The following is a 22,569-nucleotide window of genomic DNA, read 5'->3' on the forward strand; positions in this document are numbered from 1 at the left end:
TCCATTTATCTCAATTTTTCTCTTTTTTGTATCATTTTAGCTTTTACTCAAAAAACTGTTAGTTTTAGTGTGTACAATGCGGGCCGGACCACATGATAAATGCCAGATACTATATTTTCTTTCTACTGCTGCTGAGCAAAATAACGTATAGCCAGGAAGCCAACTTCATTCACTACCAGGTAGAGAATGGACTGTCGCATAGCGCGGTGATATGTACACTGCAAGACCAGCAGGGCTTTATGTGGTTTGGGACCATTTATGGTTTAAACCGCTTCGATGGTAATACCTTCCGTGTATTTCGCCGCAGCAATGCACCAGGCAGCTTAGGCGGCAATTTTATCCTGAGTCTTTTCCAGGACGACAATGGATTACTATATGTAGGAACAGACAAAGGCGTATATGTATATGATCCGCATAGTGAAAAATTTCGCTCCTTCAATAAAAGGATGAACGGAGATATACGTGCCATCACAAAAGACAATGCAGGGAACACCTGGTTTATATCCGGCGGAAGTTTATTCCGGTATCATACGGCAACAGACAGTTTGTACGATGCTCCGCACATATTTGATGCCACGTCTCTCTGTATGGGAAGTGATGGCCACTTATGGGTATCTTCCACCGATGGAAAAATAGCCGTATATCATCCGCAAACCAACACTTTTACCAGCTATGGGCTTTTTGACCACTCTCCGGCTACCAGCACACAGTGGATTCAAAAAATTGTTTGCCCCGGCAAAGATTCCATCTGGGTATGTACCAACACACAGGGCGTTAAATTATTTGACCTGCGTACCCGTACCTATAAAGATTTCCTACCTACGGCTCCTGACCACTCGGAAATATATGCCCGCGATATCATCCGGCGAAATGCAGATGAATACTGGGTAGCATCGGAATCAGGCATTTATATTTATCGTCTTCAAAGCGGTGAGATCATCAACCTGAAAAAAAAATACAACGACCCTTACTCACTTTCTGACAATGCGGTATATAGCTTTTGTAAAGACAAGGAAGGTGGCATATGGGCGGGCACTTACTTTGGCGGCATCAATTACTTCCCGCAACCTTATACGGCTTTCGAAAAATTTTTTCCACAAACAGGTATTCCTTCATTAAGTGGAAATGCGGTACGAGAAATTCATCCGGATCGTTACGGGCATCTATGGATAGGTACAGAAGATGGTGGCCTCAATAAATTCACAGTTGCGAACGGTGCTTTCAGCAATATTAAACCGCTGCCGCCACCGCAAACAGGGCTATCGCATACCAATATCCATGGACTCATGGTTACCGGCGACTCACTGTGGATAGGTACTTTCGAACATGGACTGGACATACTCGATATCCCTACCGGCAAATTTATCCGGCATTATAAAGCAGGATCTTCTCCACATCAGCTGCATAGCAATTTCATTTATTCCATGCTGCGCACCCGAAATGGTGATATCCTGGTTTGCACTACCAGGGGATTATACCAGTACAATCGTGGGCGGGATGACTTTGAAGAAGTTCCGGAAGTATCTCCCTACATGTTTTATACAGCGGTATTTGAAGATAGTAAAGGTACTATCTGGCTGGGCACTGTCAGAGATGGCCTTTATTATTATAATCGGCATACCGGCCAAAAGGGCTACTACCTGCATGATCCGGCTAATCCACATAGTGTTGGTAACAATCGTACCAACAGCATCTTCGAAGACAGCCACCATCGTTTATGGCTGGCTACCGATGATGGTCTTTGTTTATTTCATCCCGAGCAAAATAATTTTACCACCTATGGTACACATCATGGTTTTCTGAGCAACATGATTTTCAGTATCCTGGAAGATAAACGCGGGCTGCTATGGGTCTCTACCTCCAAAGGACTGAGTTGCTTTTCTCCGGTTACGGAAAAGGCTGTTGTGTATACAAAAGCCAATGGTTTATTAAATGATCAGTTTAACTATAATTCGGGATACCAGGATAGCAGCGGCAACATGTACTTTGGCAGCGTGAAAGGCATGATTCGTTTTAACCCGGATCATTTCCTCCGTAATCATTTCCTGCCACCGGTGTACATTACCGGGTTCCAGGTGTTTAACAAAGAAGCGCAGGTAGGCGATATCCTGCAAAAGTCTATTTCTTATACAGATACCATCATTTTGTCGCATGATCAATCCTCTTTCAGTATTGACTTTGCAGCGCTGAGCTACACGTCGCCGGAAATGACGGCCTACGCTTACAAGATGGAGGGACTGGATAAAGACTGGACCTACCTGGAAACCAACCGTAAAGTTTATTTCACGAAATTATCTCCCGGCACCTATCGTTTTATGGTGAAAGCCGCCAACAGCGGCGGTAACTGGGGCGAAACGCCACGGGTGCTTTTCATCAAAATATTGCCGCCGTTCTGGGCCAGCTATCCGGCGTATGCCGTGTACCTGCTGTTGCTGTGCAGCATCGTGTATGTCATTATTCGCTGGTATCATCAACGCGCTTTACAAAAGCAAACGCGATTGCTGGAGTTGCTGGCGCATGAAAAAGAAAAGGAAGTATACCAGGCAAAAATAGAATTCTTCACGCACCTGGCGCATGAGATCCGCACACCACTAACGCTTATCAAAGGGCCAATGGAAAAGGTGATCAGGAGCGCGGAGGAAGTTCCCCAGATACAAAAGAACCTGCGGATCATGGAACGCAATACCGATCGTTTGCTGGATTTGACCAACCAGTTGCTCGACTTCCGCAAAACAGAGATCCATGGTTTCAGTCTTAATTTTGTACGCACAGATATCCCGGAATTATTGAAAGAAAACCATCTGCGTTTTACACCAGCAGCAGAACAGAAAAATATCAAATTCAAAATAGAATTATCAAGTTTACATTTCTTTGCTTATGTAGATGCAGAAGCATTGTACAAAATACTCGGCAACCTGTTGAACAATGCTATCAAATATGCCACTACCAAAGCATCTATACACCTGTTGCCCGTATCAGAAGGAGATACTACCTTTACCATACTGGTAAAAAATGACGGGTATATTATTCCTCCGGAGATGAAGGACAAAATATTTGAACCCTTTTTCCGGGCGAAGGCAACGGCGGCACAATCCGGCACGGGTATCGGTTTATCGCTGTCGAAGTCACTGACGATACTGCATAAAGGTACACTGGAATTACTGCCTCCGGAAGCAGGACTGAATGTATTTTCATTAACCTTACCTGTTCACCAGGAAATAGAATTCAATCTGAGTAAATGGAAAATAAGCCACTGATACTGTTAGTAGATGATAATGAAGAAATACTTTCTTTCATTGCAGATGACCTGGAAGATAAATATAGGGTAAGCACCGCACTGCAGGGTGTAGCCGCGCTGCAAATCCTGCAGGAGCAACCGGTACAGCTGGTGATCAGTGATGTGATGATGCCGGTAATGGATGGTTTTGAATTATGCCGCATTATTAAATCTGGTGTGGAATCCAGTCATATTCCGGTGATACTGCTCACTGCCCGCGACACCCTGCAATCAAAAATAGAAGGCCTGGAACTGGGTGCTGATGCTTATATAGAAAAACCTTTTTCACCGGAGTTTCTGCAGGCACAAATTGCCAGTTTGCTGAGCAACCGGCATAAAATAAAATCATATTACGCCAGCACACCACTTGTACATATGCGGAGCATGGCTAACACCAATGCTGATGCACAGTTCCTGGAAAAATTACACGACCTGATCAATCAACATCTCACCAATATCGATCTCGACGTAGAACAGCTGGCAGATTTCATGAACATGAGCCGGCCTACTTTTTACAGGAAGATAAAAGCCATATCAGATTTAACACCTCATGAACTGATTAATATTGCACGTCTCAAAAAAGCAGCCGCATTATTATCTACCGGTGCGTATAAAATTAATGAAGTAGCAGAGCTGAGTGGCTTTGCTTCGCTGACAAATTTTGGGAAGAATTTCCAAAAACAGTTTGGTATACTACCTTCCCGGTATGTAGCGCAAATACAGTCGGATAAAGAATCATAGCGATTTTATTTTTTCATTCCGAAAATATTTTCTACATTTATTCAGCAGCAAAAAAAAGATTGCTGTATCTCACACTCTCTTCCGAATCAACGCAACACATAGGTATTTTCATTTTAAAAAACAACCTATAAGTTGATTGTATGGAGGTAAAACTTATCTTTGTTTCTGGCAACAAATCAAATCAGGATGGCTTATATTCTATGAAATATGGCCATACCAACATGACGGAGTACGCGAGTATCCAGGATTACTGGCATAATTCTTCCGCACTACGTACTTTTTTCAGTAACAATATTGAGGATCTTAAGACTGGTTATTGGGGGGCCATTAAAATTACGGAAGCTATTTCCAGCACCATGGAGGAGGCTGACAGGTTTGATTACACACTGAGTACCTGTTGTAATGACAGCAGTTGTGATTTACAATTTATCTTTCAACCCTTGTACAATAGCGAGTACCAACTCACTCCTCTTCAAAAAAGCAAAGGAAAAATAAGGCGAAGCTGGTTAAGACTATATGCCTTGCGGCTGGACAACGATTGTTTTATCGTTACCGGAGGAAGCATCAAACTGACTCCTGATATGCGGCCAATTCATTTACAGGAAGAATTACAAAAACTCGAACGAGCCAAGGTATTTCTTCAATCAAAGGATGTTTATGACACGGAAGATTTAAATTCAATACTATGAAGACTATCAATGTAAAGGCCAGGAGAATACTGGCTGAAATGACCAAAGGGCAAACGCCGCTAATTGAAGAAATCAGTGCACGGGTAGCTTATCGTCAAGCAAACAAAGCGTGGTTAGATAAATCCCTCGCTATTACTTGCGCTACTCTTACTGCTATGGATGAACTCAAGATGACAGAGTCTCAGCTGGCAGAAAAGTCAGGACTACCACTTGAAGAGATTACCCAAATACTGATTGGGGGGGTGTGGGGTGTGAACTTCACCCTGCAAACCATCACCAAACTGGAAGCAGCATTAGGTATTAATTTAATATTCGTGCCGGATGAAACGGAGGTGATCAATGCCGTCCTAAAAAACCAGGAACAACCTGCACCGGAACAGGAAGTTGTTTGTTAAAAGCTTGTACTTTCCACTATCACCCCTTTGTGTTTTTCTACTATTGTTCCCCCTCTCCTCCCAAACTTTATCTTGCTCCTCCGCAGGAAAAATGATATATTAGCGATATTCAAAGATCCGGAAACTGGCATCTGACACATATGTGCGCTGATTTCTCATCGCCATAAATGTACAACACGCGAAACTTAAATCGATTTTTACTGTATGCATCTACCATCATTGATCATTGACCTGGCATTAATTCTAGGAGCGGCAGGCATTATTACTTTATTATTCAGACGGCTGAAACAGCCGATGGTGCTAGGGTATATCATCGCGGGCTTTTTAGTAGGCCCGAACTTTAATTTATTTCCTACCATCGCCGATGCAGCGGGCATAAAAACATGGTCCGAAATCGGCGTGATATTTCTTTTATTTTCATTAGGACTGGAATTCAGTTTCAAAAAGCTGATGCGCGTAGGAGGCACCGCCACCATCACCGCATTTGTGGAAATTGCCTGTATTACCATTGCCGGTTATTTTACGGGACAACTGATGGGTTGGGGTTTTATGGATAGCCTTTTCCTTGGCGGTTTACTCGCCAGCTCCTCTACTACTATCATCATACGTGCCTTTGAAGAACTGGGCATCAAGAAAAAGCCCTTTACCAAAATTGTATTCGGTGTATTGGTCATAGAAGATATTGTAGTGATCCTCATGATGGTGCTCTTGTCTACGATGGCGGTGAGCCGCCAGTTTCAGGGTACCGAAATGTTATTTACCATCGCCAAACTGATGTTCTTTCTCGCTATCTGGTTCCTGGCAGGCATCTTCCTGCTGCCTACTTTTCTACGCAAAATGGAAAAGTACCTGAATGGTGAAACCCTGTTGATACTAAGTATAGCCCTCTGTTTGGGGATGGTGATCCTGGCTACCAAAGTAGGTTTCTCTGCTGAGTTGGGCGCGTTCATTATGGGTTCTATCATCGCGGAAACCACTTCTTCCGAAAAAGTAGAACACCTGATACAACCGGTAAAAGACCTGTTCGGCGCCATCTTCTTTGTATCTGTTGGTATGCTCATTAACCCGGAAATGATTATTGAATATAAATGGCCGGTGTTGTGGATTACCTTATTAACATTAAGCGGTAAATTCCTCAGTACCACCATTGGCGCGTTGTTATCCGGTCAACCACTGAAACAGGCCGTGCAAGTGGGTATGAGCATGGCGCAGGTAGGTGAGTTTGCCTTCATCATTGCCACCCTGGGGGTTACCCTGGGTGTAACAAGCCAATTCTTATTCCCTGTGGCCGTGGGCGTATCCGCCATTACTACGTTTACCACGCCTTACATGATTAAGTTTTCTGTGCCGTTATACAACTGGCTGGAAAAAATCATTCCTGCACGCTGGCTGAATGCCCTGAACCGGTATAGTGCCAGTTCACAAACGTTGCAAGGGGAAAGCGACTGGCGCATTGTGTTACGCAGTTATGTAAAAGTAATTATCTTGAACACGGTGATCATACTGGCTATTATCCTGCTGAACACCTACTATATCGGTCCTTTCGTGGTCAAATACCTGGGCTATTCCTTCGGCGTACGATTGCTGTGTGTGGTGATTGGTATTGCTATGATGTCGCCATTTATCTGGGCGCTGATGATACAAAAGATCTCCAGTAACTCTTACAAAGCGTTATGGCTCGACTCCAAATACAACCATGGTCCGCTGGTAGTGGTGGAAGTGGTTCGTAACGTGGTAGCCGTGCTGCTGGTAGGATTCCTGGTAAATCAATACTTCCCCTTCTGGCAGGCATTGGCAGGTACTGCTATTGTAATGGCCTGTGTGTTGCTCATGCTTCGTTCGCAATTACAGAAATATTATAACCGTATTGAACGCCGCTTCCTCGCCAACCTGAATGCCCGTGAAACCGCAGATGCCGCGGCACGTAAAACCGCTGCGGCCGACCTCCTGCCATGGGATGCACAAGTATCTGAAATAGAAATAGATCCCTGGTCAAGCCTGGTAGATACGCCACTGGCAGATTTACAACTGCGTGAAAAATATGGTATCAATATCGGTGCTATCAAAAGAGGAAATGTCACTATTTACGCACCTACCCGCGATGAAAAACTGTTCCCGCATGATATTCTTACCGCCATCGGCACAGAAGCACAACTAGAAGAATTTAACCGCGTAATCAATACCCTGAATATTGAAAGAAGTGATGATGTGGCAGATGAAAACATCGGCTTAACCAGCATGGTGGTAGATGAACACAACGGCCTCAAAGGCCAGTCCATCCGGGATTCCGGTATCCGGGAAAAAACAAAAGCCCTGGTAGTAGGAATTGCCCGTGGTGGAGAGAAAATACTGAACCCTGCTTCAGAAACAGTGTTTGAATGGGAAGATGTTGTCTGGCTGGTAGGCAACCGCAAAAAAATACTGGAATTTTCAAGGAGTAAATCGTAGCGAATTTTGTCTTTGAACAAGATTAGACTGATTAAACTGATTTTTATTTTTTGATTTCAATTTTGTAAGATGAAAACAAACATGGTAATCATCAAAATCAAAAAATCAAAATCAGTTTAATCAGTCTAATCCTGAACCAGACAAAAAATCGCTAAGCCTTTTCCAGGAAGGCTCTCAACACATATTGCAGAATACCACCATGCCGGTAATATTCAATTTCTATCGCTGAATTCAATTTGCATTTTACGCTGAAAGTAACCGTTTCACCAGAAGCGCGAACCGCCGTTACGTTTAATATTTTCCCCGGCACAAGTGCGGCAGATACCCCGGTAATAGTAAAGGATTCCGTACCCGACAGTTGCAGTGTGGCGGCATTTTCACCCTCCATATACTGTAACGGCAACACGCCCATTCCCACCAGGTTACTACGGTGTATACGTTCATAGCTCTCGGCGATCACCGCTTTCACGCCCAGGAGATTAGTACCCTTGGCGGCCCAGTCACGGGAAGAACCACTGCCATATTCTTTTCCGGCCAATATGATTAACGGCACTTTACCTGCTGCATATTGCATCGCCGCATCATAGATGGGCATCACCATCCCGGAAGGAATGATCGTGGTAAATCCACCCTCTTTAGGCGACAATTCATTTTTAATACGCACGTTGGCAAATGTACCCCGTATCATTACTTCATGATTACCGCGACGGGAACCATAGGAGTTAAATAAGCGGGGATCAATACCATGATCCAGCAGGTATTTACCGGCAGGTGTATCGGCTTTGAAGGAGCCTGCGGGAGAAATATGATCCGTGGTAACAGAGTCGCCCAGCTTCAGCAACACCCTTGCATCTTTAATATCTTCCAATGCTGCCGGCTGCTCCGGCAGCCCATTGAAGAAGGGTGCCTCCCGGATATAAGTAGAGTCGTTGCTCCAGTGATAATCTTTTCCGGAAGGTGCCAGCAGTCCGCGCCACTGATCATCGCCATCAAAGATTACTTTATACACCCGCTCAAAATCTTCCTGCTTTACGGCTGCTGCTACCGCTTCATTGATTTCTTCCTGGGAAGGCCAGATATCCCGGAGATATACCGGTTCGCCGTTGGGATCATAGCCCAGCGGATCAGTGAGCATATCCACATCAATACGACCAGCAATGGCATACGCCACCACCAGCAAGGGAGAAGCCAGGAAGTTCATTTTAACCTGTGGATGCACACGGGCTTCAAAGTTCCGGTTGCCCGACAACACAGACGCCACTACGAGGTTGCCTTTATCTACGGCTTCTGCAACAGCCGGCGGTAACGGACCACTGTTACCAATACACGAAGTACAGCCATAACCTACCGTATGGAAACGGAGCGCTTCCAGTTCCGACAACAGGCCGGCGCGTTTCAGGTATTCCGTTACCACTCTCGATCCCGGCGCCAGGCTGGTTTTCACCCAGGGTTTTACGTACAACCCGCGACTAATCGCTTTCTTTGCCACCAGCCCTGCGCCTATCATTACGCTGGGATTGGAAGTATTGGTACAACTGGTGATAGCTGCAATGGTAATAGCCCCGTCACTCAACACATATTCTTCATTTTTTAATTTGATACGTACTGATTTCAGGTAGTCTACTTCTACAGCTACCTCTTCTACCGGCTTTTGTATTTCGTAGGTAAATGCCGTACCGGAACCTCCCTCGGAGAGCCACGCCGTATCGCGGCGCTTGCCTTCCGGCGTATACATGCGCTTAAACTCTTTATTGAGCAAGGTTTCAAACTCATTGTGCAAATCCCTGACAAGGATGCGGTCCTGCGGCCGCTTGGGGCCTGCCACCGCCGACTGAATACTGCTCAAATCCACTTCCAGTATATCCGTATACGTGATATCCTCGTTGCCATGCCGCCATAACATGTTTTCACGGCAATATGCTTCCACCTGCGCAATTTCTGCGGCAGGACGGTTGGTGCGGTGCATGTATTGCAATGTTTGCTGATCAATCGGGAAATAGGTGACAGTACAACCAAACTCGGGCGACATATTGGAAATCGTAGCCCTGTCCGGCACCGACAGCCGATCCAACCCTTCGCCGAAAACTTCTACGAATTTGTCTACCACCCCGTATTTACGCAGCAGTTGGGTGATGGCCAGCACCATATCAGTGGCAGTAACCCCTTCCATAAGGCGGCCCGTCAGCTTCAGCCCTATTACCTGCGGACAGCTGAAATAAATCGGCTGACCCAGGATAGCCGCTTCTGCTTCTATACCACCTACACCCCAACCCAATACCCCGATACCGTTTACCATAGGCGTATGGGAGTCGGTACCCACCAGCGTGTCGGGAAATAACCAGCCATCGCGACTGATAACGCCTTTAGCCAGGTATTCCAGGTTTACCTGGTGACAAATACCCATACCCGGAGGTACCACCGTAAAATTATCGAAAGCCTGTTGCGCCCATTTGAGCAGCTGGTACCGCTCTTTGTTCCGCTCATATTCGTAGGCTACATTTTTTGTATAGGAATAATCGGTGCCGAAAAAGTCGACCTGTACAGAGTGATCTACCACCAGGTCAACCGGTATGGCAGGATTAATTTTAGCCCCATCCCGGCCCTTCCGGATCACTTCTGCGCGGATAGAAGCAATATCTACCACGGCAGCTACACCAGTAAAATCCTGCATCAGCACCCGCGCCGGCTTAAACGGTATCTCTTTATCGGTGCCTGCAGGATCCCAATTCACCAAGGTTTCCAGGTGTTCATCGGTGATCGCGAAGTTATCGTGGTTCCGTAATACATTTTCTAATAAGATCCTGATGGAAAAAGGGAGACGGGAAATTCGCCGGCCTTCCTGTTCCAGCTTGCTGAGTGATGCGATACGAGGCTCCATAATAAATGATTAGTTGACGACAATAAGGAAACAATGACCCAAAGGTTTTGTTGTATAAATATACCTTAATTAAGAATTACGAATTAGGAATTACGAATTACGGAGTTGTGGGGAGATATTAGCGAATATCATTATTCGCGTTTACGGTCTCCCCACAACTCCGTAATTCGTAATTCGTAATTCCTAATTCGTAATTCCTAATACCCTCCTGCAATGCCCACGCACTCCTGCTTACTAGCTTTAACCTAAATACCCCTCAAAATGACCCAGCAATTAAAAGTCCCCTCGACTTCCCGCCTGGTGCTGGAAGCCGCTATGCAACTATATACCTCGCCCCTGCAACAACGCTACATTGAAGCGATCGACTTCAGTGAAACCAGCCGCCTTTTTTATGAACTGAAACGGCATTACCCGCTCGTAATCGACCTGGTTTGCCTGCGCAAACAATGCATCCGGGCAATGCTCCATGAAAGGCTTACCCACTGGCCGGGACAACAGGTCGTCTTGCTGGGCGCCGGCCTGGACCCACTTTCTTTATATCTCCTGGAAAAATATCCCAAACAGATAACCACTATCATTGAAGTCGACAATGGTTATATCGCAGAAAAACAACAACTCTATGCCGGCATTATTCCCGGCGAACCCCTGATACGGTTTTCAAAGTGCGATGTAACAAATACGGAACTGCTATGGAGTAAACTGCTGGAAAACGGCTACCGGGAAGAGTTGCCGGCAACGATCGTTTTTGAGGGGCTACTTCATTACATCAGTAATGAAGCCTTTATTAACACGATGAAACTGTTTAAAACCGCTACCAGGAAAAATCTGGCGATGCTGGATTATTCGCTATCGGAAGAAGATGTGCCTGCCGCTTTTCTTCCTATCCACCAGGGCGTCATACGCATATTGGAATCCTATGTGAACACGCATTTAAATGTGAACAGCCATGCCGACATGGCTGGCATTATTTACCAGCTCGATGCTACACTGGAAAACCTGGAACCCTTGTGTGAAACAGAAAGGAAAATTACCGGGCGCAATCGGCTGTTTCATGCCCCCGGCGAAGGTGTGGTAGAAATGCTGAGTTTTAGTTTATAATAACAGGTATATTCCCGGAATATTGGTCGCTAAACATTTAACCACCAATGCTCCTGGGGAAGATATTCCCCTACCACCACCAACTCACCTATTTTAGGCGTAGCAACAGGCAGGCCGCGTTGTGCAGCGCTGGCAGTCACCCGTTTGACAGATTCATTCCAGGGATGGTTAGCCAGTGCAAACTTAGCCCAGTGTACGGGCAATAATACTTTACCCTGCAAGTCGACGGCTGCCTGCACAGTTTCTTCAGGCTTCATGTGGATAAACGGCCAGTTATCATTGTACTGCCCACATTCCAGTATCACCAGGTCGAAAGGAGCGTATTGATCGCCGATCGCTTTGAAATGCGTATCATAACCGGAATCTCCCCCAATAAAAATCCGGTATCCGAATATATCCAGCACAAAAGAAGACCAGAGACTGCCTCCCCTTTTCAGCCCGCGACCAGAGAAATGTCGTGCAGGCGTAGCTGTTAGGGTAACTTCCCCGGCTACGGGTGTTGTTTCCCACCAATCCAGTTCTGTGATATTATCTTCCTTCACCAGGCAGGATTGGAGGTCCCGGCCTACTCCCAGGGAAGTAAAAATTCTTTTGGTATGGGGTTTTAACTGCGCCAGTGTTTTTTTATCAAGATGATCATAATGGTTATGAGTGATAATCATCGCATCTATCTCGGGCATATCAGCCGGCGTATAGGCATCTGCTCCCGGGAAAGCTTTGATCATGAAAGACATGGGAGAAGCGCTGCCGCTAAACACCGGGTCTACAAGCATATTAAACCCTTTTACATGGAGGAGATAAGACGAGTGTCCAAACCAAACCACTACAGGTTTTTCTGAATACAACTTTTTCAGATCCGTTTTTACAGAAGGCAATGGCGCTGGTGGTCTTACATCTGCCGGACGCTGAAAGGTCTCTTTCAGCATCTGGTAATAAGTAACATCATCCGGTTTCATGGGCGTGACTGATAAGTTCTGGAATGCCCCATCCCGGAAGTTCTGTGATTGTTGTATTTTTTCCTTTATAGAAGGTGACTTGCGCTGCATGTATTAAAGTTAAGAAGTGTTTTATAAAAACGTTCTTATACCGTAGACGAACAGCGGGAGGATATATTGTATCATAAAAAAGGGCCGCTTCCATGAGCGGCCCCTGCATTCAACCTATCCAACAAAGATATGTTCTAACGTACAAGGATTCGTTTGCCCCGGGCCATCAGCCGCAGCAAACGGGTATTTCCATAAAAAGCAGAATGGTAACGGGCATCGGCTCTGCGACGCTCATCGTAAGCTTTTAATACCGCATCGGCGGTCACCATACCCGTTACTTTCTTATCTGTATCCAGCACTGCCAGTACATCCGGTGTGTAGCTGTTAAACAACGCGGTGACCAGGTTAATATCATCCGAGGTATGGAGAAAGGGAGCCGCCGATTCCAGCGTATCTGAAATCATACGGGCATCCTGTGCAGATAACTGTGCGCGGTTGAGATAACCTTTGAAATCGCCATCGTCATCTGTAACCAGCAGGTATTGATGATAATAGGTAGCTGCCTGTTGTTGCAACTGATGATGTGCCTGTGCCAGGGTCATGTTGCTTCGCAGCGTTAACGATGGCTTCAGCGCTACCGCTGCTACATTGATTAGTTGCAGGATATCCGGTGTATATTCATCCGGAGCCGTTACGCCCCGGCGACGAATTTTCTCTGTCATAATACTACCCTTCATCAGGAAGAAGGATACAAAGTAGGCCGTTGTACAGGCGCCGATGAGCGGCAGCAGGCCATGTGGCTGCCCGGTTGTTTCCAGCGAAAACACAATAGCAGTAAGCAATGCACGCGATGCACCCGCAAACATTGCCGCCATTCCTATCAGCGCGGCCGTAGCAATGTTGATATCGCTGCCGGGAAAAAATTTCAGCACCAGCATGCCGGTCAGTGCCCCTAACGCACCACCGATGGTAAATAAAGGCGCCAGTGTACCGCCGGAAGTACCACTACCCAGGGAAATGACCCAGGAAATATATTTGAGCACACAAAGCGATGCCACCAGTGCCAACGGTGCATTGCCGGTCAGCAGGGTTTTGATGTTATCATATCCCACCCCCATGGTATGGGGTGCGAAATAACCGACAACACCCACTACTATTGCGCCCAATGCCGGCCACCACATCCAGTGAATGGGCAGCTTTTCGAACATATCTTCCACAAAATAGACGGATTTTGATACGTAGGCGGCTACTACACCAATAACGGCCCCCATCAGTACATAGGTCAGCAATGCCCGGTCTGATACTGCGGGGATATCCGGCATGGCAAATACCGGGTGACTGTCGAATAAGCCAATGTGCATACCCGCGCCCACAATACAGCCAATAGCTACCGGGATAACAGAACGGGGAGAGAACTCAAACAACAACAATTCGATGGCCAGCAATATGGCCGCCAGCGGGCTGCCGAAGATAGCGGCCATACCGGCGCAAGCACCGGCTGCCAGCAACACTTTTCTTTCTGCCGAAGAAATATGAATCACTTGTCCGGTAAAAGATCCGATGGCGCCACCTGTGGCAATGATGGGACCTTCTGCACCAAAGGGACCACCCGTACCAATGGAAATAGCGGCGGATATTGGTTTTAGTAAAGTGATCACCGGCGGTATCTTACTTTCATTCAGGATAATATTCTCCATCGCCTCAGGAATACCATGGCCGCGAATGGCTTTGCTGCCAAAACGGGCCATTACACCCACAATAAGACTACCGATAACAGGCACCAATATGACCATCAGGCCCAGGTGGTTGCCTGCCGGCCCACTTTCTTCAAACGAAAACTGACCATAAAAAGAAAGGTTGGTGATAAGACTGATCAACATGACCAATCCTTTGGCTACAAAGCCTATGGCGATGGCATTGATAGCTGCCTGCATACTGAGGTAAAATACTCTCCGGGACATATTCCCGGCAAACTTTTGCTCTCTTTTATGATTCATACAACATTTAATAACAATCCTGAACTAAAAACAGCACAAAAATATGATCTAAATCATATTAAAACCTATTTTTTCTTTCAAAAACGCAAAAAAACATTACTATTGCAATCATGAAAAAAGCCGGGACCTGCGATTTAAAAACCTGTTTTCTTTGCCAGTTCAGCATTCCGGAGTGGATAGCGGCGGTATCGGACCATAAACAGCACCTTTTTTATAAGAAGAACGAAGTCATTTTCCAGGAGGGACAACCTGTAAAAGGCATTTTTTTCCTGTATGAAGGAAAAGTGAAAGTGCATAAACAATGGGGAACTGAGAAAGACCTGATTGTTCGATTTGCGCAGAAAGGTGATATCCTCGGGCATCGTGGCCTTGGCAGCGGAGAGCGATTATATACGGTATCTGCCACCGCATTGGAAGACACTACGGTGTGTTACACTGATCTCGCATTTTTTGAAGCATCGCTGAAAGTAAATCCGTCCCTTACGCTGAAACTGATGCAATTCTATGCAGATGAATTACAGGAAGCAGAAAGAAAGATGCGCAACCTGGTACATATGGATGTAAAAGGCCGGCTGGCAGATGCTTTGCTGGAAATAGGCCGCCTGCACCAGGACACGCAGTTTACCATCAGCCGCCAGGATCTGGCTTCGTTTGCAGGGACTACTTATGAAACCATTTACCGAAACCTGCAGGAGTTTATACAGGAAAAATTAATTGCCGTAGAAGGCAAAACCATTCATATTTTGAATGAAAAAAAGTTGAAGAAATATGTAGGATGAGATCATATTTACTCAGGTAATGGCGGTCAGCTGTCTTAGTTTTTCCTCATTCAGCACCGTATAATTCTTTCCGGCAACTGCTACCAGCCGCTCTTCTATCAATTCATTCAAGATCCTGAACGTTGTTTCATAGGAAGCGCCAATATAAGAAGCCAGGTCTTGTTTACTAAGCGCTATATCTATAAAACCATCTTTATTAAATCCGAACTTTTGCTGTAATAGCAGGAATGCATTGGCCATACGGCCTTTAACAGTCATGTGTGCGAGGTTACGCATATGCTTTTCGGAGGATTGTAATTCCTGTGCATAAAATAGCATGAGTTCATATAAGAGGGTATGATTTATTTTGAGAGATGACTGAAAAAAATCCATCTCTACAAAACAAACTTTTACCGGTTCCAGCGCAGTAGCAGACACGGGGTACACCTGTTCACCGCCCATGCCGCGATGCCCAACAATATCACCTTTTTGTGCAAAGCGAACAATCAATTCCTTTTCTGGTCCCCAGTGTTTATGCACTTTCATACGGCCTTCGTAAATAAAATAAATGCCATTTACTTTATCTCCTTCGGTAAACAGCGTTTCCCCTTTATTCAGCATAAAGTTTTTCCGGTGCAACGCTACTGCCGGCGCCCATTCTTTCATAGATAACCTGCAAAGCAGACAGGTATTGCCATCACAGCCCTGTTTGTCTTTCTTCATATATTACATCGTTATGTTGTAATGGCCCTGTTGCCGCCAGTATAGCGGATAAGGCAACTACTTCTCCTATCACAATAATAGCGGGATTCCCGATCCCTTCCGCCTGCACCCTCCACACAATATCCTTTACCGTACCTGTTATCGTGCGTTGCCGGGGTGTAGTACCATCTTGTATAACAGCCACCGGCGTATCACGCTTTCCCTGCTGCATAAAGTGTTGCATGATGCCTTCCAGTTTACTCATGGCCATCAATATAACTACCGTAGCAGTAGAACGGGCAGCCAGTGCAATATCTCCCGAAATATCACCGGCAGCAGTAGTACCGGTAATAACCCAAAAGCTTTCAGCGGTACCCCTGCAGGTAAGCGGTATCATTTGTGAGGCCGGCACCGCGATAGCACTGGATATACCGGGTATGATATTTACCGGGATGCCATGTTGCTTCGCCGCTTGTATTTCTTCTACTGCCCTGCCAAATATAAAAGGATCCCCACCTTTTAGTCGTACCACATGCCCGTGTTTGAAGGCCATTTCTACAATGAGCTGGTTGATTTCCTGCTGGGAAAGAACATGACACCCATAGCGCTTTCCTACAAACCGGGTAATAGCAGTAGGCGCTGCATACGCAAGTAATGATTCATTCACCAATGCATCATATAATATGACATTAGCTTCCCGGATGGTATTAATGGCTTTCAGGGTAATCATTTCAGGATCTCCGGGTCCTGCGCCGACTAAAGATAAGATGGGATTTGGCACCTGCATACACATTACAATTAAATTTATATAATAATTTAACGAGCAACTATGCCTAAAATTAAAACAAAAACGCTTAATTTTATAACAAACATCATACACCTGCCTTAAAAATCATCTCCAAAACGCGAAATAACATTATATTAATTTAATTATAATATAATTAACTTTTTCTGATCCATAAATATACTTCCATGAAAATAGTAGTTATTGGAAACGGTATGGTGGGCTATAAGTTTTGCGAGAAGATGATCACCAAATCAGCCGGTACCGTTACGGAACTGATTGTATTTGGAGAAGAACCCCGCCCCGCCTATGATCGCGTACATCTCACTTCCTGGTTTGATGGCAAAACAGCTGATGACCTCCTGCTTGCATCCGCCGAATGGTACACCCAGCAAGGCATACGCCTGCACCTGGGCGACCCGGTGGTACAAATAGACCGGGAACACAAAACGGTATTATCCCACAAAGGCATCAGGGAATCCTATGATTACCTGGTAATCGCTACCGGATCTGCCGCCTTTGTACCACCCGTACCAGGCATTGATAAAAAAGGCGTATTCATTTACCGCACCATCGAAGACCTGGAAATGATGAAAGCCTATGCCCCGAAAGCTACCCGTGGCGCGGTGATAGGTGGAGGACTCCTCGGACTGGAAGCCGCCAAAGCCCTGCTGGACCTGGGCATCAGCAACACCCATGTCATTGAATTTTCTTCCCGACTCATGCCCCGGCAAATTGATGAACAGGGATCTGCCATCCTGCAAACCAAGCTGGCCAGCCTGGGACTGAAAGTACTAACGGGCAAAAACACCCGCGAAATACTTGGAGAAGAGGCCATCACCGGCTTACAGTTTGCCGATGATACCATCCTGGAGACAGACATACTCGTGGTATCGGCCGGCATCAAACCACGCGACGAAGTAGCTAAAGCCGCCGGCCTGCCTACCGGCCCGCGCGGTGGCATTATCGTCAACGAACAAATGCAAACCGCCGATCCCGCTATATACGCCATCGGTGAATGCGCCCTCTATAACAACATGATCTATGGCCTCGTAGCACCTGGCTACGAAATGGCAGAAGTAGCCGCTGCACATATCACCGGCGACGAAAAAGCCTTTACCGGGTTTGATATGAGTACCAAACTCAAACTCATCGGTGTAGATGTAGCCAGCTTCGGCGACCCGTTTGCCGACCCGGAAACCTGCCATAGCATTGTATTTGAAGATAAATACAAAGGCACCTACAAACGCATCAATATTACTACCGATGGCCAGTTCCTGTTAGGTGGCATCCTCATTGGCGACGCCGCTGCCTATAACATGCTCCTCCAAACCACTAAAAACAAATTAGCATTACCACCTAACCCGGAAGACTTGCTCCTGGGCAGCACCCGCGGGAGCGTGGATACCGGCGCCGGCGTAACCGCACTCCCCGACGAAGCTATCATCTGCAGCTGTGAAAGCGTTAGCAAAGGAACTATCTGCCAGGCAGTGACCGATGGCATTGAAACACTGGATGCCGTAAAAAAATGTACCAAAGCCGGCACCTGCTGCGGTGGCTGCACCCCCATGGTAAAAGACCTCATCACGGCTACTATGAAAGCACAGGGCAAATATATCCGTAACGTAGTATGCGAACACTTCGCCTACTCCCGCCAGGAAATGCTGGACCTCATCCGCGTAAAATCGCTCCGCTCCTTCGATGAAGTACTCGACCACTACGGTGAAGGAGAAGGTTGCGAAGTATGTAAACCCGTGATTGCCTCCATACTCGCCAGCCTGTGGAACGACATGATCCTCGACAAAGGCAATGATACTGCACAGGACTCGAACGACCGCTACCTCGCCAACATACAGAAAGGAGGCACTTATTCCGTAGTTCCCCGCATTCCCGGCGGAGAAATTACACCGGAAAAACTGGTAGTCATTGGGGAGATAGGTACTAAATATAACCTCTATACGAAAATCACCGGCGGACAACGTATCGACTTATTTGGCGCCCACCTGAGTGACTTGCCGGATATCTGGGCAGAACTGATTGCCGCCGGATTCGAAAGCGGACATGCCTACGGAAAAGCACTGCGTACCGTTAAAAGCTGCGTAGGCTCCACCTGGTGCCGCTTTGGATTGCACGACAGTGTGAGCTTTGCGATCCGTATAGAAGAACGTTACCGGGGACTGCGGGCGCCTCATAAAATCAAATCTGCCGTATCCGGCTGCATTCGCGAATGTGCCGAAGCACAATCGAAAGATTTTGGCATCATTGCCACCGAAAAAGGCTGGAACCTTTATGTATGCGGTAATGGCGGCTCCAAACCACAACATGCCCAACTCCTGGTAGCCGACGTGGACAGCGACACCTGCATCCGTTACATTGACCGTTTCCTGATGTTCTATATCAAAACAGCCGATCCGCTCACCCGCACCGCTACCTGGCTCAATAAGCTCGACGGCGGCATGGATTATCTCCGGAATGTAGTACTGAACGATAGCCTGGGCATTGCTTCCCAACTGGAAGCGGAAATGCAGCTGCTGGTCGACAACTACAAATGTGAGTGGAAAGAAGTAGTGGAAAACCCGGAACTACGCAAGCGCTTCTCCCACTTCGTTAATGCACCGGCAGATAAAGACCCTACTGTAAAATTCGAAACCATGCGCGCGCAGAAAAAAGCCGCCGAATGGAAATAATACTTTTCAAAAAAACATACTGCTATGTCTACAATTCACACCACCACTACCAGCTGGTTCTTTGCCTGTAAAACATCGGATGTACCCACCAATGGCGGCGTATGCGTAAAGTATGAAAACGAACAGATTGCCCTGTTTTACTTTGCCCGCAGAAATGAATGGTATGCCACGCAGAACCTCTGCCCACACCGGCAACAGATGGCGCTTAGTCGCGGTATGACCGGTACTGTAAAAGACGAGCCTAAAGTAGCCTGCCCTTTTCACAAAAAAACATTCTCCCTGAAAGACGGCCGATGCCTGTCTGATGAAACAGAATGTGCTATCACCACTTACCCCGTAAAAATCGTAGAAGACCGGGTATACATTGGCGTAGCGGTGGAAGCCGAAATGGTATCCGCAGCAGTATAAAGCGAAACCCGGCAGCTGGCAGGCTAACCGGGCTTCTGATTCTTACATGATTGGCTCACTAAAAATCAACCAAATGTACATTAAAAAATGGTTGCCGATACTTCCATGCCTGCTCCTTTCGCAGTATGGTTATGCCCAGTTCAATATCGGCGCACAACTACGAACCCGCACCGAACTGCGCAACGGACAAGGCGCCCCGCAAACACAGGGCGCCGACCCAGCCTTCTTCACCTCACAACGCACCCGGATCATGGCAGGCTTCAATACTTACCGCATTAAACTGGGGCTAACGCTACAGGATACACGCGTATGGGGACAGGATGCTTCTACCATTAACCGCACCACCACACCCGACAATAACGGGTTTATGCTGCATGAAGCCTGGGCAGAAATATTACTCACCGATACCATCGTTAAAAACAGCCGCCTGTCACTTAAAATAGGCCGCCAGGAACTGGTATACGATGACAGCCGGTTGCTTGGTAACCTCGACTGGCTGCAACAGGGCCGCCGACACGATGCCGCCGTATTGAAATACGAAAGCAATCAATGGATGCTACATGCCGGCGCCGCTTTCAATCAAAATAAAGAAAATGCCAGCGGCACCGTTTACAATCCCACGCCACCAGGCAACTATACTGCTAATACCAATGGTGGTAACATGTATAAAAGCCTGGAGTTTGTATACGCATCGCGGAAGCTGCCCAAAGGAAATTTATCCTTCCTTTTCCTGGCGGATCAGTTCTCAAAATATCATATCGACAGCGTTGAACATGTAGCCACCAAAGTATGGGAAACCGGCGCCTATGCACGTATGACAACCGGCCTGTTTTATACACAACAATTTAAACAGGTGAGTTATACCGCCGCTGCTTATCATCAGTTCGGTACTAACGGTAGCGGACAAACGGTGAGTGGTACTTTACTATCCGGCTCCTTCCAGTACCGCCTGAGCAAAACCTTCAGTGCCGGCGCCGGCACTGATTATACCAGTCCGGACTTTGACCCGCTGTATGGCACCCCGCATAAATTCTGGGGCAACATGGACTACTTCTATGTAGCGAGTGGCTTTGGTAATAAAGGACTACAGGATTACTACGTCAAAACAAAGTGGCAGCCAGGTGCCCGCTGGGCATTTACCGGAGACGTACACGAATTTTATACAGCTGCAGGGGTAACGGGGATGAGTAAACAGCTGGGTACAGAAGCAGATATCACCGCCAATTATACCCTCACTAAAATGATTGGCCTGGAAGCCGGATACAGCCACTTCTGGAATACGGCCACGCTCACTTCTCCCACTGTAAAAAATATAAAAAATGCCGCCAGCAACAGCAACTGGGCATACCTGTCTGTCAACATCCGTCCTGAATGGTCGATTAAATAACCCGTAAACATTTTACTATGCTTGCTCCGCTCGAAAAAATAAAACTCTTTAGTCTTGATACCATCCAGATGCGCACGTTCCATATCACGTGGCTCATGTTCTTTGTCTGCTTTTTCGGCTGGTTTGGTTTAGCGCCCCTGATGCCCACTATCCGCACCGACCTGGGACTTACCAAATCGCAGATCGGCAATATCATTATTGCATCTGTATCCGGTACTATCATTGCCCGCCTGGTAATTGGCCGGCTGTGCGATACCTGGGGCCCGCGCAAAACCGCCGTACGGCTATTGCTACTTGGCTCCTTACCGGTATTTCTGGTAGGGTTGTCGAAAGACTATACTTCTTTTTTGCTGTTTCGTTTAGCCATCAGCGTAATAGGTGGTTCTTTTGTGATCACGCAATTCCATACCTCGCTGATGTTTGCACCCGCCATAAAGGGCACGGCGAACGCCATTACCGGCGGATGGGGCAACCTGGGTGGCGGTGTTACCAACATGGTGATGCCGGTTATTTTCGCGGCTATTGTGGGCTTCGGCTACACCAAAGCGGAAGCCTGGCGTTATGCCATGATTGTGCCAGGTACGATGATGCTGATCGTAGCGTACCTGTATCATCGTTATACCAAAGACACCCCCAACGGCAACTTTGATGAGCTGCAGCAGCATAAAAACCATCAAAAAACAGATTGGTCGGTATTAGGCGACTGGCGCATATGGGCACTGACATTGGCTTACGGCATGTGTTTCGGAATGGAAATCACCTTCGACAATGTGGCGTCGCTCCACTTTGTAGACACCTTTCACTTATCGCAGGGCAGCGCCGGATTCTGGGCAGGCATTTTTGGGTTTATGAATCTCTTTGCCCGCGCCCTGGGCGGTTATATTTCTGACCGGGTAGGCGCCAGGTCAGGCATGAAAGGGAAAGGCCGCCTGCTCGCATTAATGCTGCTTGCAGAAGGTATTGGGCTGTTATTATTTGCACAGGCAGGATCACTGGTAGTTGCCATTATCGCTATGCTAAGTTTTGCCTTGTTCCTGAAAATGGCCAATGGCGCTACCTATGGCATTGTGCCCTTTATAAATGAAAAAAATGCGGGGCTGGTGAGTGGCATTGTGGGCGCCGGTGGTAATATGGGCGGCATGTTGTTTGGCTTCCTCTTCAAATCCGATAGCATTACTTACGTACAGGCATTCACGTATATCGGGTTTATTGTGATAGGCGTTTCCTGCATCGTAGTCATTACCCGGTTCACCCGCTTATCTGCCAGCGCAACAACAACCGCCACAGGGGCTCCTATAGCTGTTTCTTAATATACCATCACTAAAACTTCCGGC

At 46.8% G+C, this 22,569-nt stretch carries 16 protein-coding genes; 11 read left to right on the plus strand and 5 right to left on the minus strand.

The window, feature by feature from the left end; all coding sequences use genetic code 11:
* The first annotated feature begins 92 nt into the window (after nt 1-92).
* From AC5ZC7_RS22365 to AC5ZC7_RS22385, 5 genes are all read left to right on the plus strand, one after another.
* Nucleotides 93-3,257, plus strand: coding sequence for a two-component regulator propeller domain-containing protein (locus AC5ZC7_RS22365; RefSeq protein WP_496158820.1), 3,165 nt, complete (start codon nt 93-95; stop codon nt 3,255-3,257).
* Nucleotides 3,239-4,018 carry a response regulator gene (locus tag AC5ZC7_RS22370; protein ID WP_496158819.1) on the plus strand — a complete coding sequence of 260 codons (780 nt, stop codon included), beginning with the start codon at nt 3,239-3,241 and terminating at the stop codon, nt 4,016-4,018. Before AC5ZC7_RS22365 ends, AC5ZC7_RS22370 begins: the two co-directional genes overlap by 19 nt.
* A 140-nt stretch (nt 4,019-4,158) precedes the next feature.
* Entirely contained in the window at nt 4,159-4,707 is a 549-nt protein-coding gene (locus AC5ZC7_RS22375; RefSeq protein ID WP_496158818.1) for a hypothetical protein, read from the plus strand.
* Nucleotides 4,704-5,102, plus strand: coding sequence for a helix-turn-helix domain-containing protein (locus AC5ZC7_RS22380; protein WP_496158817.1), 399 nt, complete (start codon nt 4,704-4,706; stop codon nt 5,100-5,102). The genes AC5ZC7_RS22375 and AC5ZC7_RS22380 overlap by 4 nt, the downstream gene beginning before the upstream one ends.
* A 204-nt stretch (nt 5,103-5,306) precedes the next feature.
* Complete coding sequence (locus AC5ZC7_RS22385; RefSeq protein WP_496158816.1) at nt 5,307-7,550, plus strand: cation:proton antiporter domain-containing protein; 2,244 nt, start codon at nt 5,307-5,309, stop codon at nt 7,548-7,550.
* A gap of 151 nt (nt 7,551-7,701) precedes the next feature.
* On the opposite strand, the gene acnA is transcribed toward AC5ZC7_RS22385, so the two are convergent.
* The gene (gene acnA / locus AC5ZC7_RS22390; protein WP_496158814.1) at nt 7,702-10,428 is read right to left on the minus strand and encodes an aconitate hydratase AcnA; all 2,727 of its coding nucleotides are present in this window, start codon (nt 10,426-10,428) and stop codon (nt 7,702-7,704) included.
* 261 nt (nt 10,429-10,689) lie between these two features.
* On the opposite strand from acnA, the gene AC5ZC7_RS22395 reads away from it, so the two are divergent.
* Nucleotides 10,690-11,526 (plus strand): class I SAM-dependent methyltransferase, encoded by an 837-nt coding sequence (locus AC5ZC7_RS22395; protein WP_496158813.1) that lies wholly within the window; start codon nt 10,690-10,692, stop codon nt 11,524-11,526.
* A 29-nt stretch (nt 11,527-11,555) separates the two neighbouring features.
* Here the strand turns inward: AC5ZC7_RS22395 and AC5ZC7_RS22400 are convergent, their stop codons facing one another.
* The gene (locus AC5ZC7_RS22400) at nt 11,556-12,572 is read right to left on the minus strand and encodes an MBL fold metallo-hydrolase (protein ID WP_496158812.1); all 1,017 of its coding nucleotides are present in this window, start codon (nt 12,570-12,572) and stop codon (nt 11,556-11,558) included.
* A 134-nt stretch (nt 12,573-12,706) separates the two neighbouring features.
* A complete protein-coding gene (locus tag AC5ZC7_RS22405) occupies nt 12,707-14,509 on the minus strand; it encodes a chloride channel protein (protein ID WP_496158811.1) in 1,803 nt (600 codons plus the stop codon).
* 110 nt (nt 14,510-14,619) lie between these two features.
* On the opposite strand from AC5ZC7_RS22405, the gene AC5ZC7_RS22410 reads away from it, so the two are divergent.
* Nucleotides 14,620-15,288 (plus strand): cyclic nucleotide-binding domain-containing protein, encoded by a 669-nt coding sequence (locus AC5ZC7_RS22410; RefSeq protein ID WP_496158810.1) that lies wholly within the window; start codon nt 14,620-14,622, stop codon nt 15,286-15,288.
* Nucleotides 15,289-15,300: 12 nt separating this feature from the next.
* Here AC5ZC7_RS22410 and AC5ZC7_RS22415 read toward each other — a convergent pair whose 3' ends face one another.
* On the minus strand, nt 15,301-15,990 hold the full coding sequence (locus AC5ZC7_RS22415) for a cyclic nucleotide-binding domain-containing protein (RefSeq protein ID WP_496158809.1): 690 nt from the start codon (nt 15,988-15,990) through the stop codon (nt 15,301-15,303).
* The gene (gene cobA / locus AC5ZC7_RS22420) at nt 15,965-16,756 is read right to left on the minus strand and encodes a uroporphyrinogen-III C-methyltransferase (protein ID WP_496158808.1); all 792 of its coding nucleotides are present in this window, start codon (nt 16,754-16,756) and stop codon (nt 15,965-15,967) included. Before cobA ends, AC5ZC7_RS22415 begins: the two co-directional genes overlap by 26 nt.
* Before the next feature lie 185 nt (nt 16,757-16,941).
* Between cobA and nirB the strand changes: the two genes are divergently transcribed.
* From nirB to AC5ZC7_RS22440, 4 genes are all read left to right on the plus strand, one after another.
* On the plus strand, nt 16,942-19,440 hold the full coding sequence (gene nirB, locus AC5ZC7_RS22425; protein ID WP_496158807.1) for a nitrite reductase large subunit NirB: 2,499 nt from the start codon (nt 16,942-16,944) through the stop codon (nt 19,438-19,440).
* A 24-nt stretch (nt 19,441-19,464) separates the two neighbouring features.
* Entirely contained in the window at nt 19,465-19,848 is a 384-nt protein-coding gene (gene nirD / locus AC5ZC7_RS22430) for a nitrite reductase small subunit NirD (RefSeq protein WP_496158806.1), read from the plus strand.
* A 73-nt stretch (nt 19,849-19,921) separates the two neighbouring features.
* On the plus strand, nt 19,922-21,235 hold the full coding sequence (locus AC5ZC7_RS22435; RefSeq protein WP_496158805.1) for an alginate export family protein: 1,314 nt from the start codon (nt 19,922-19,924) through the stop codon (nt 21,233-21,235).
* Nucleotides 21,236-21,252: 17 nt separating this feature from the next.
* Nucleotides 21,253-22,545: an MFS transporter gene (locus tag AC5ZC7_RS22440; RefSeq protein WP_496158804.1), complete on the plus strand. Its 1,293-nt coding sequence runs from the start codon at nt 21,253-21,255 to the stop codon at nt 22,543-22,545.
* Nucleotides 22,546-22,569: the final 24 nt, after the last annotated feature.

This window comes from Chitinophaga sp. 9-1-y (assembly GCF_059511905.2).

Excerpts from the sequence above, each read along its gene's own strand:
- AC5ZC7_RS22365 (WP_496158820.1), top strand. The coding sequence starts at position 93 with ATGATAAATGCCAGATACTATATTTTCTTTCTACTGCTGCTGAGCAAA.
- AC5ZC7_RS22370 (WP_496158819.1), top strand. The coding sequence starts at position 3,239 with ATGGAAAATAAGCCACTGATACTGTTAGTAGATGATAATGAAGAAATA.
- AC5ZC7_RS22375 (WP_496158818.1), top strand. The coding sequence starts at position 4,159 with ATGGAGGTAAAACTTATCTTTGTTTCTGGCAACAAATCAAATCAGGAT.
- AC5ZC7_RS22380 (WP_496158817.1), top strand. The coding sequence starts at position 4,704 with ATGAAGACTATCAATGTAAAGGCCAGGAGAATACTGGCTGAAATGACC.
- AC5ZC7_RS22385 (WP_496158816.1), top strand. The coding sequence starts at position 5,307 with ATGCATCTACCATCATTGATCATTGACCTGGCATTAATTCTAGGAGCG.
- acnA (WP_496158814.1), bottom strand. The coding sequence starts at position 10,428 with ATGGAGCCTCGTATCGCATCACTCAGCAAGCTGGAACAGGAAGGCCGG.
- AC5ZC7_RS22395 (WP_496158813.1), top strand. The coding sequence starts at position 10,690 with ATGACCCAGCAATTAAAAGTCCCCTCGACTTCCCGCCTGGTGCTGGAA.
- AC5ZC7_RS22400 (WP_496158812.1), bottom strand. The coding sequence starts at position 12,572 with ATGCAGCGCAAGTCACCTTCTATAAAGGAAAAAATACAACAATCACAG.
- AC5ZC7_RS22405 (WP_496158811.1), bottom strand. The coding sequence starts at position 14,509 with ATGAATCATAAAAGAGAGCAAAAGTTTGCCGGGAATATGTCCCGGAGA.
- AC5ZC7_RS22410 (WP_496158810.1), top strand. The coding sequence starts at position 14,620 with ATGAAAAAAGCCGGGACCTGCGATTTAAAAACCTGTTTTCTTTGCCAG.
- AC5ZC7_RS22415 (WP_496158809.1), bottom strand. The coding sequence starts at position 15,990 with ATGAAGAAAGACAAACAGGGCTGTGATGGCAATACCTGTCTGCTTTGC.
- cobA (WP_496158808.1), bottom strand. The coding sequence starts at position 16,756 with ATGCAGGTGCCAAATCCCATCTTATCTTTAGTCGGCGCAGGACCCGGA.
- nirB (WP_496158807.1), top strand. The coding sequence starts at position 16,942 with ATGAAAATAGTAGTTATTGGAAACGGTATGGTGGGCTATAAGTTTTGC.
- nirD (WP_496158806.1), top strand. The coding sequence starts at position 19,465 with ATGTCTACAATTCACACCACCACTACCAGCTGGTTCTTTGCCTGTAAA.
- AC5ZC7_RS22435 (WP_496158805.1), top strand. The coding sequence starts at position 19,922 with ATGTACATTAAAAAATGGTTGCCGATACTTCCATGCCTGCTCCTTTCG.
- AC5ZC7_RS22440 (WP_496158804.1), top strand. The coding sequence starts at position 21,253 with ATGCTTGCTCCGCTCGAAAAAATAAAACTCTTTAGTCTTGATACCATC.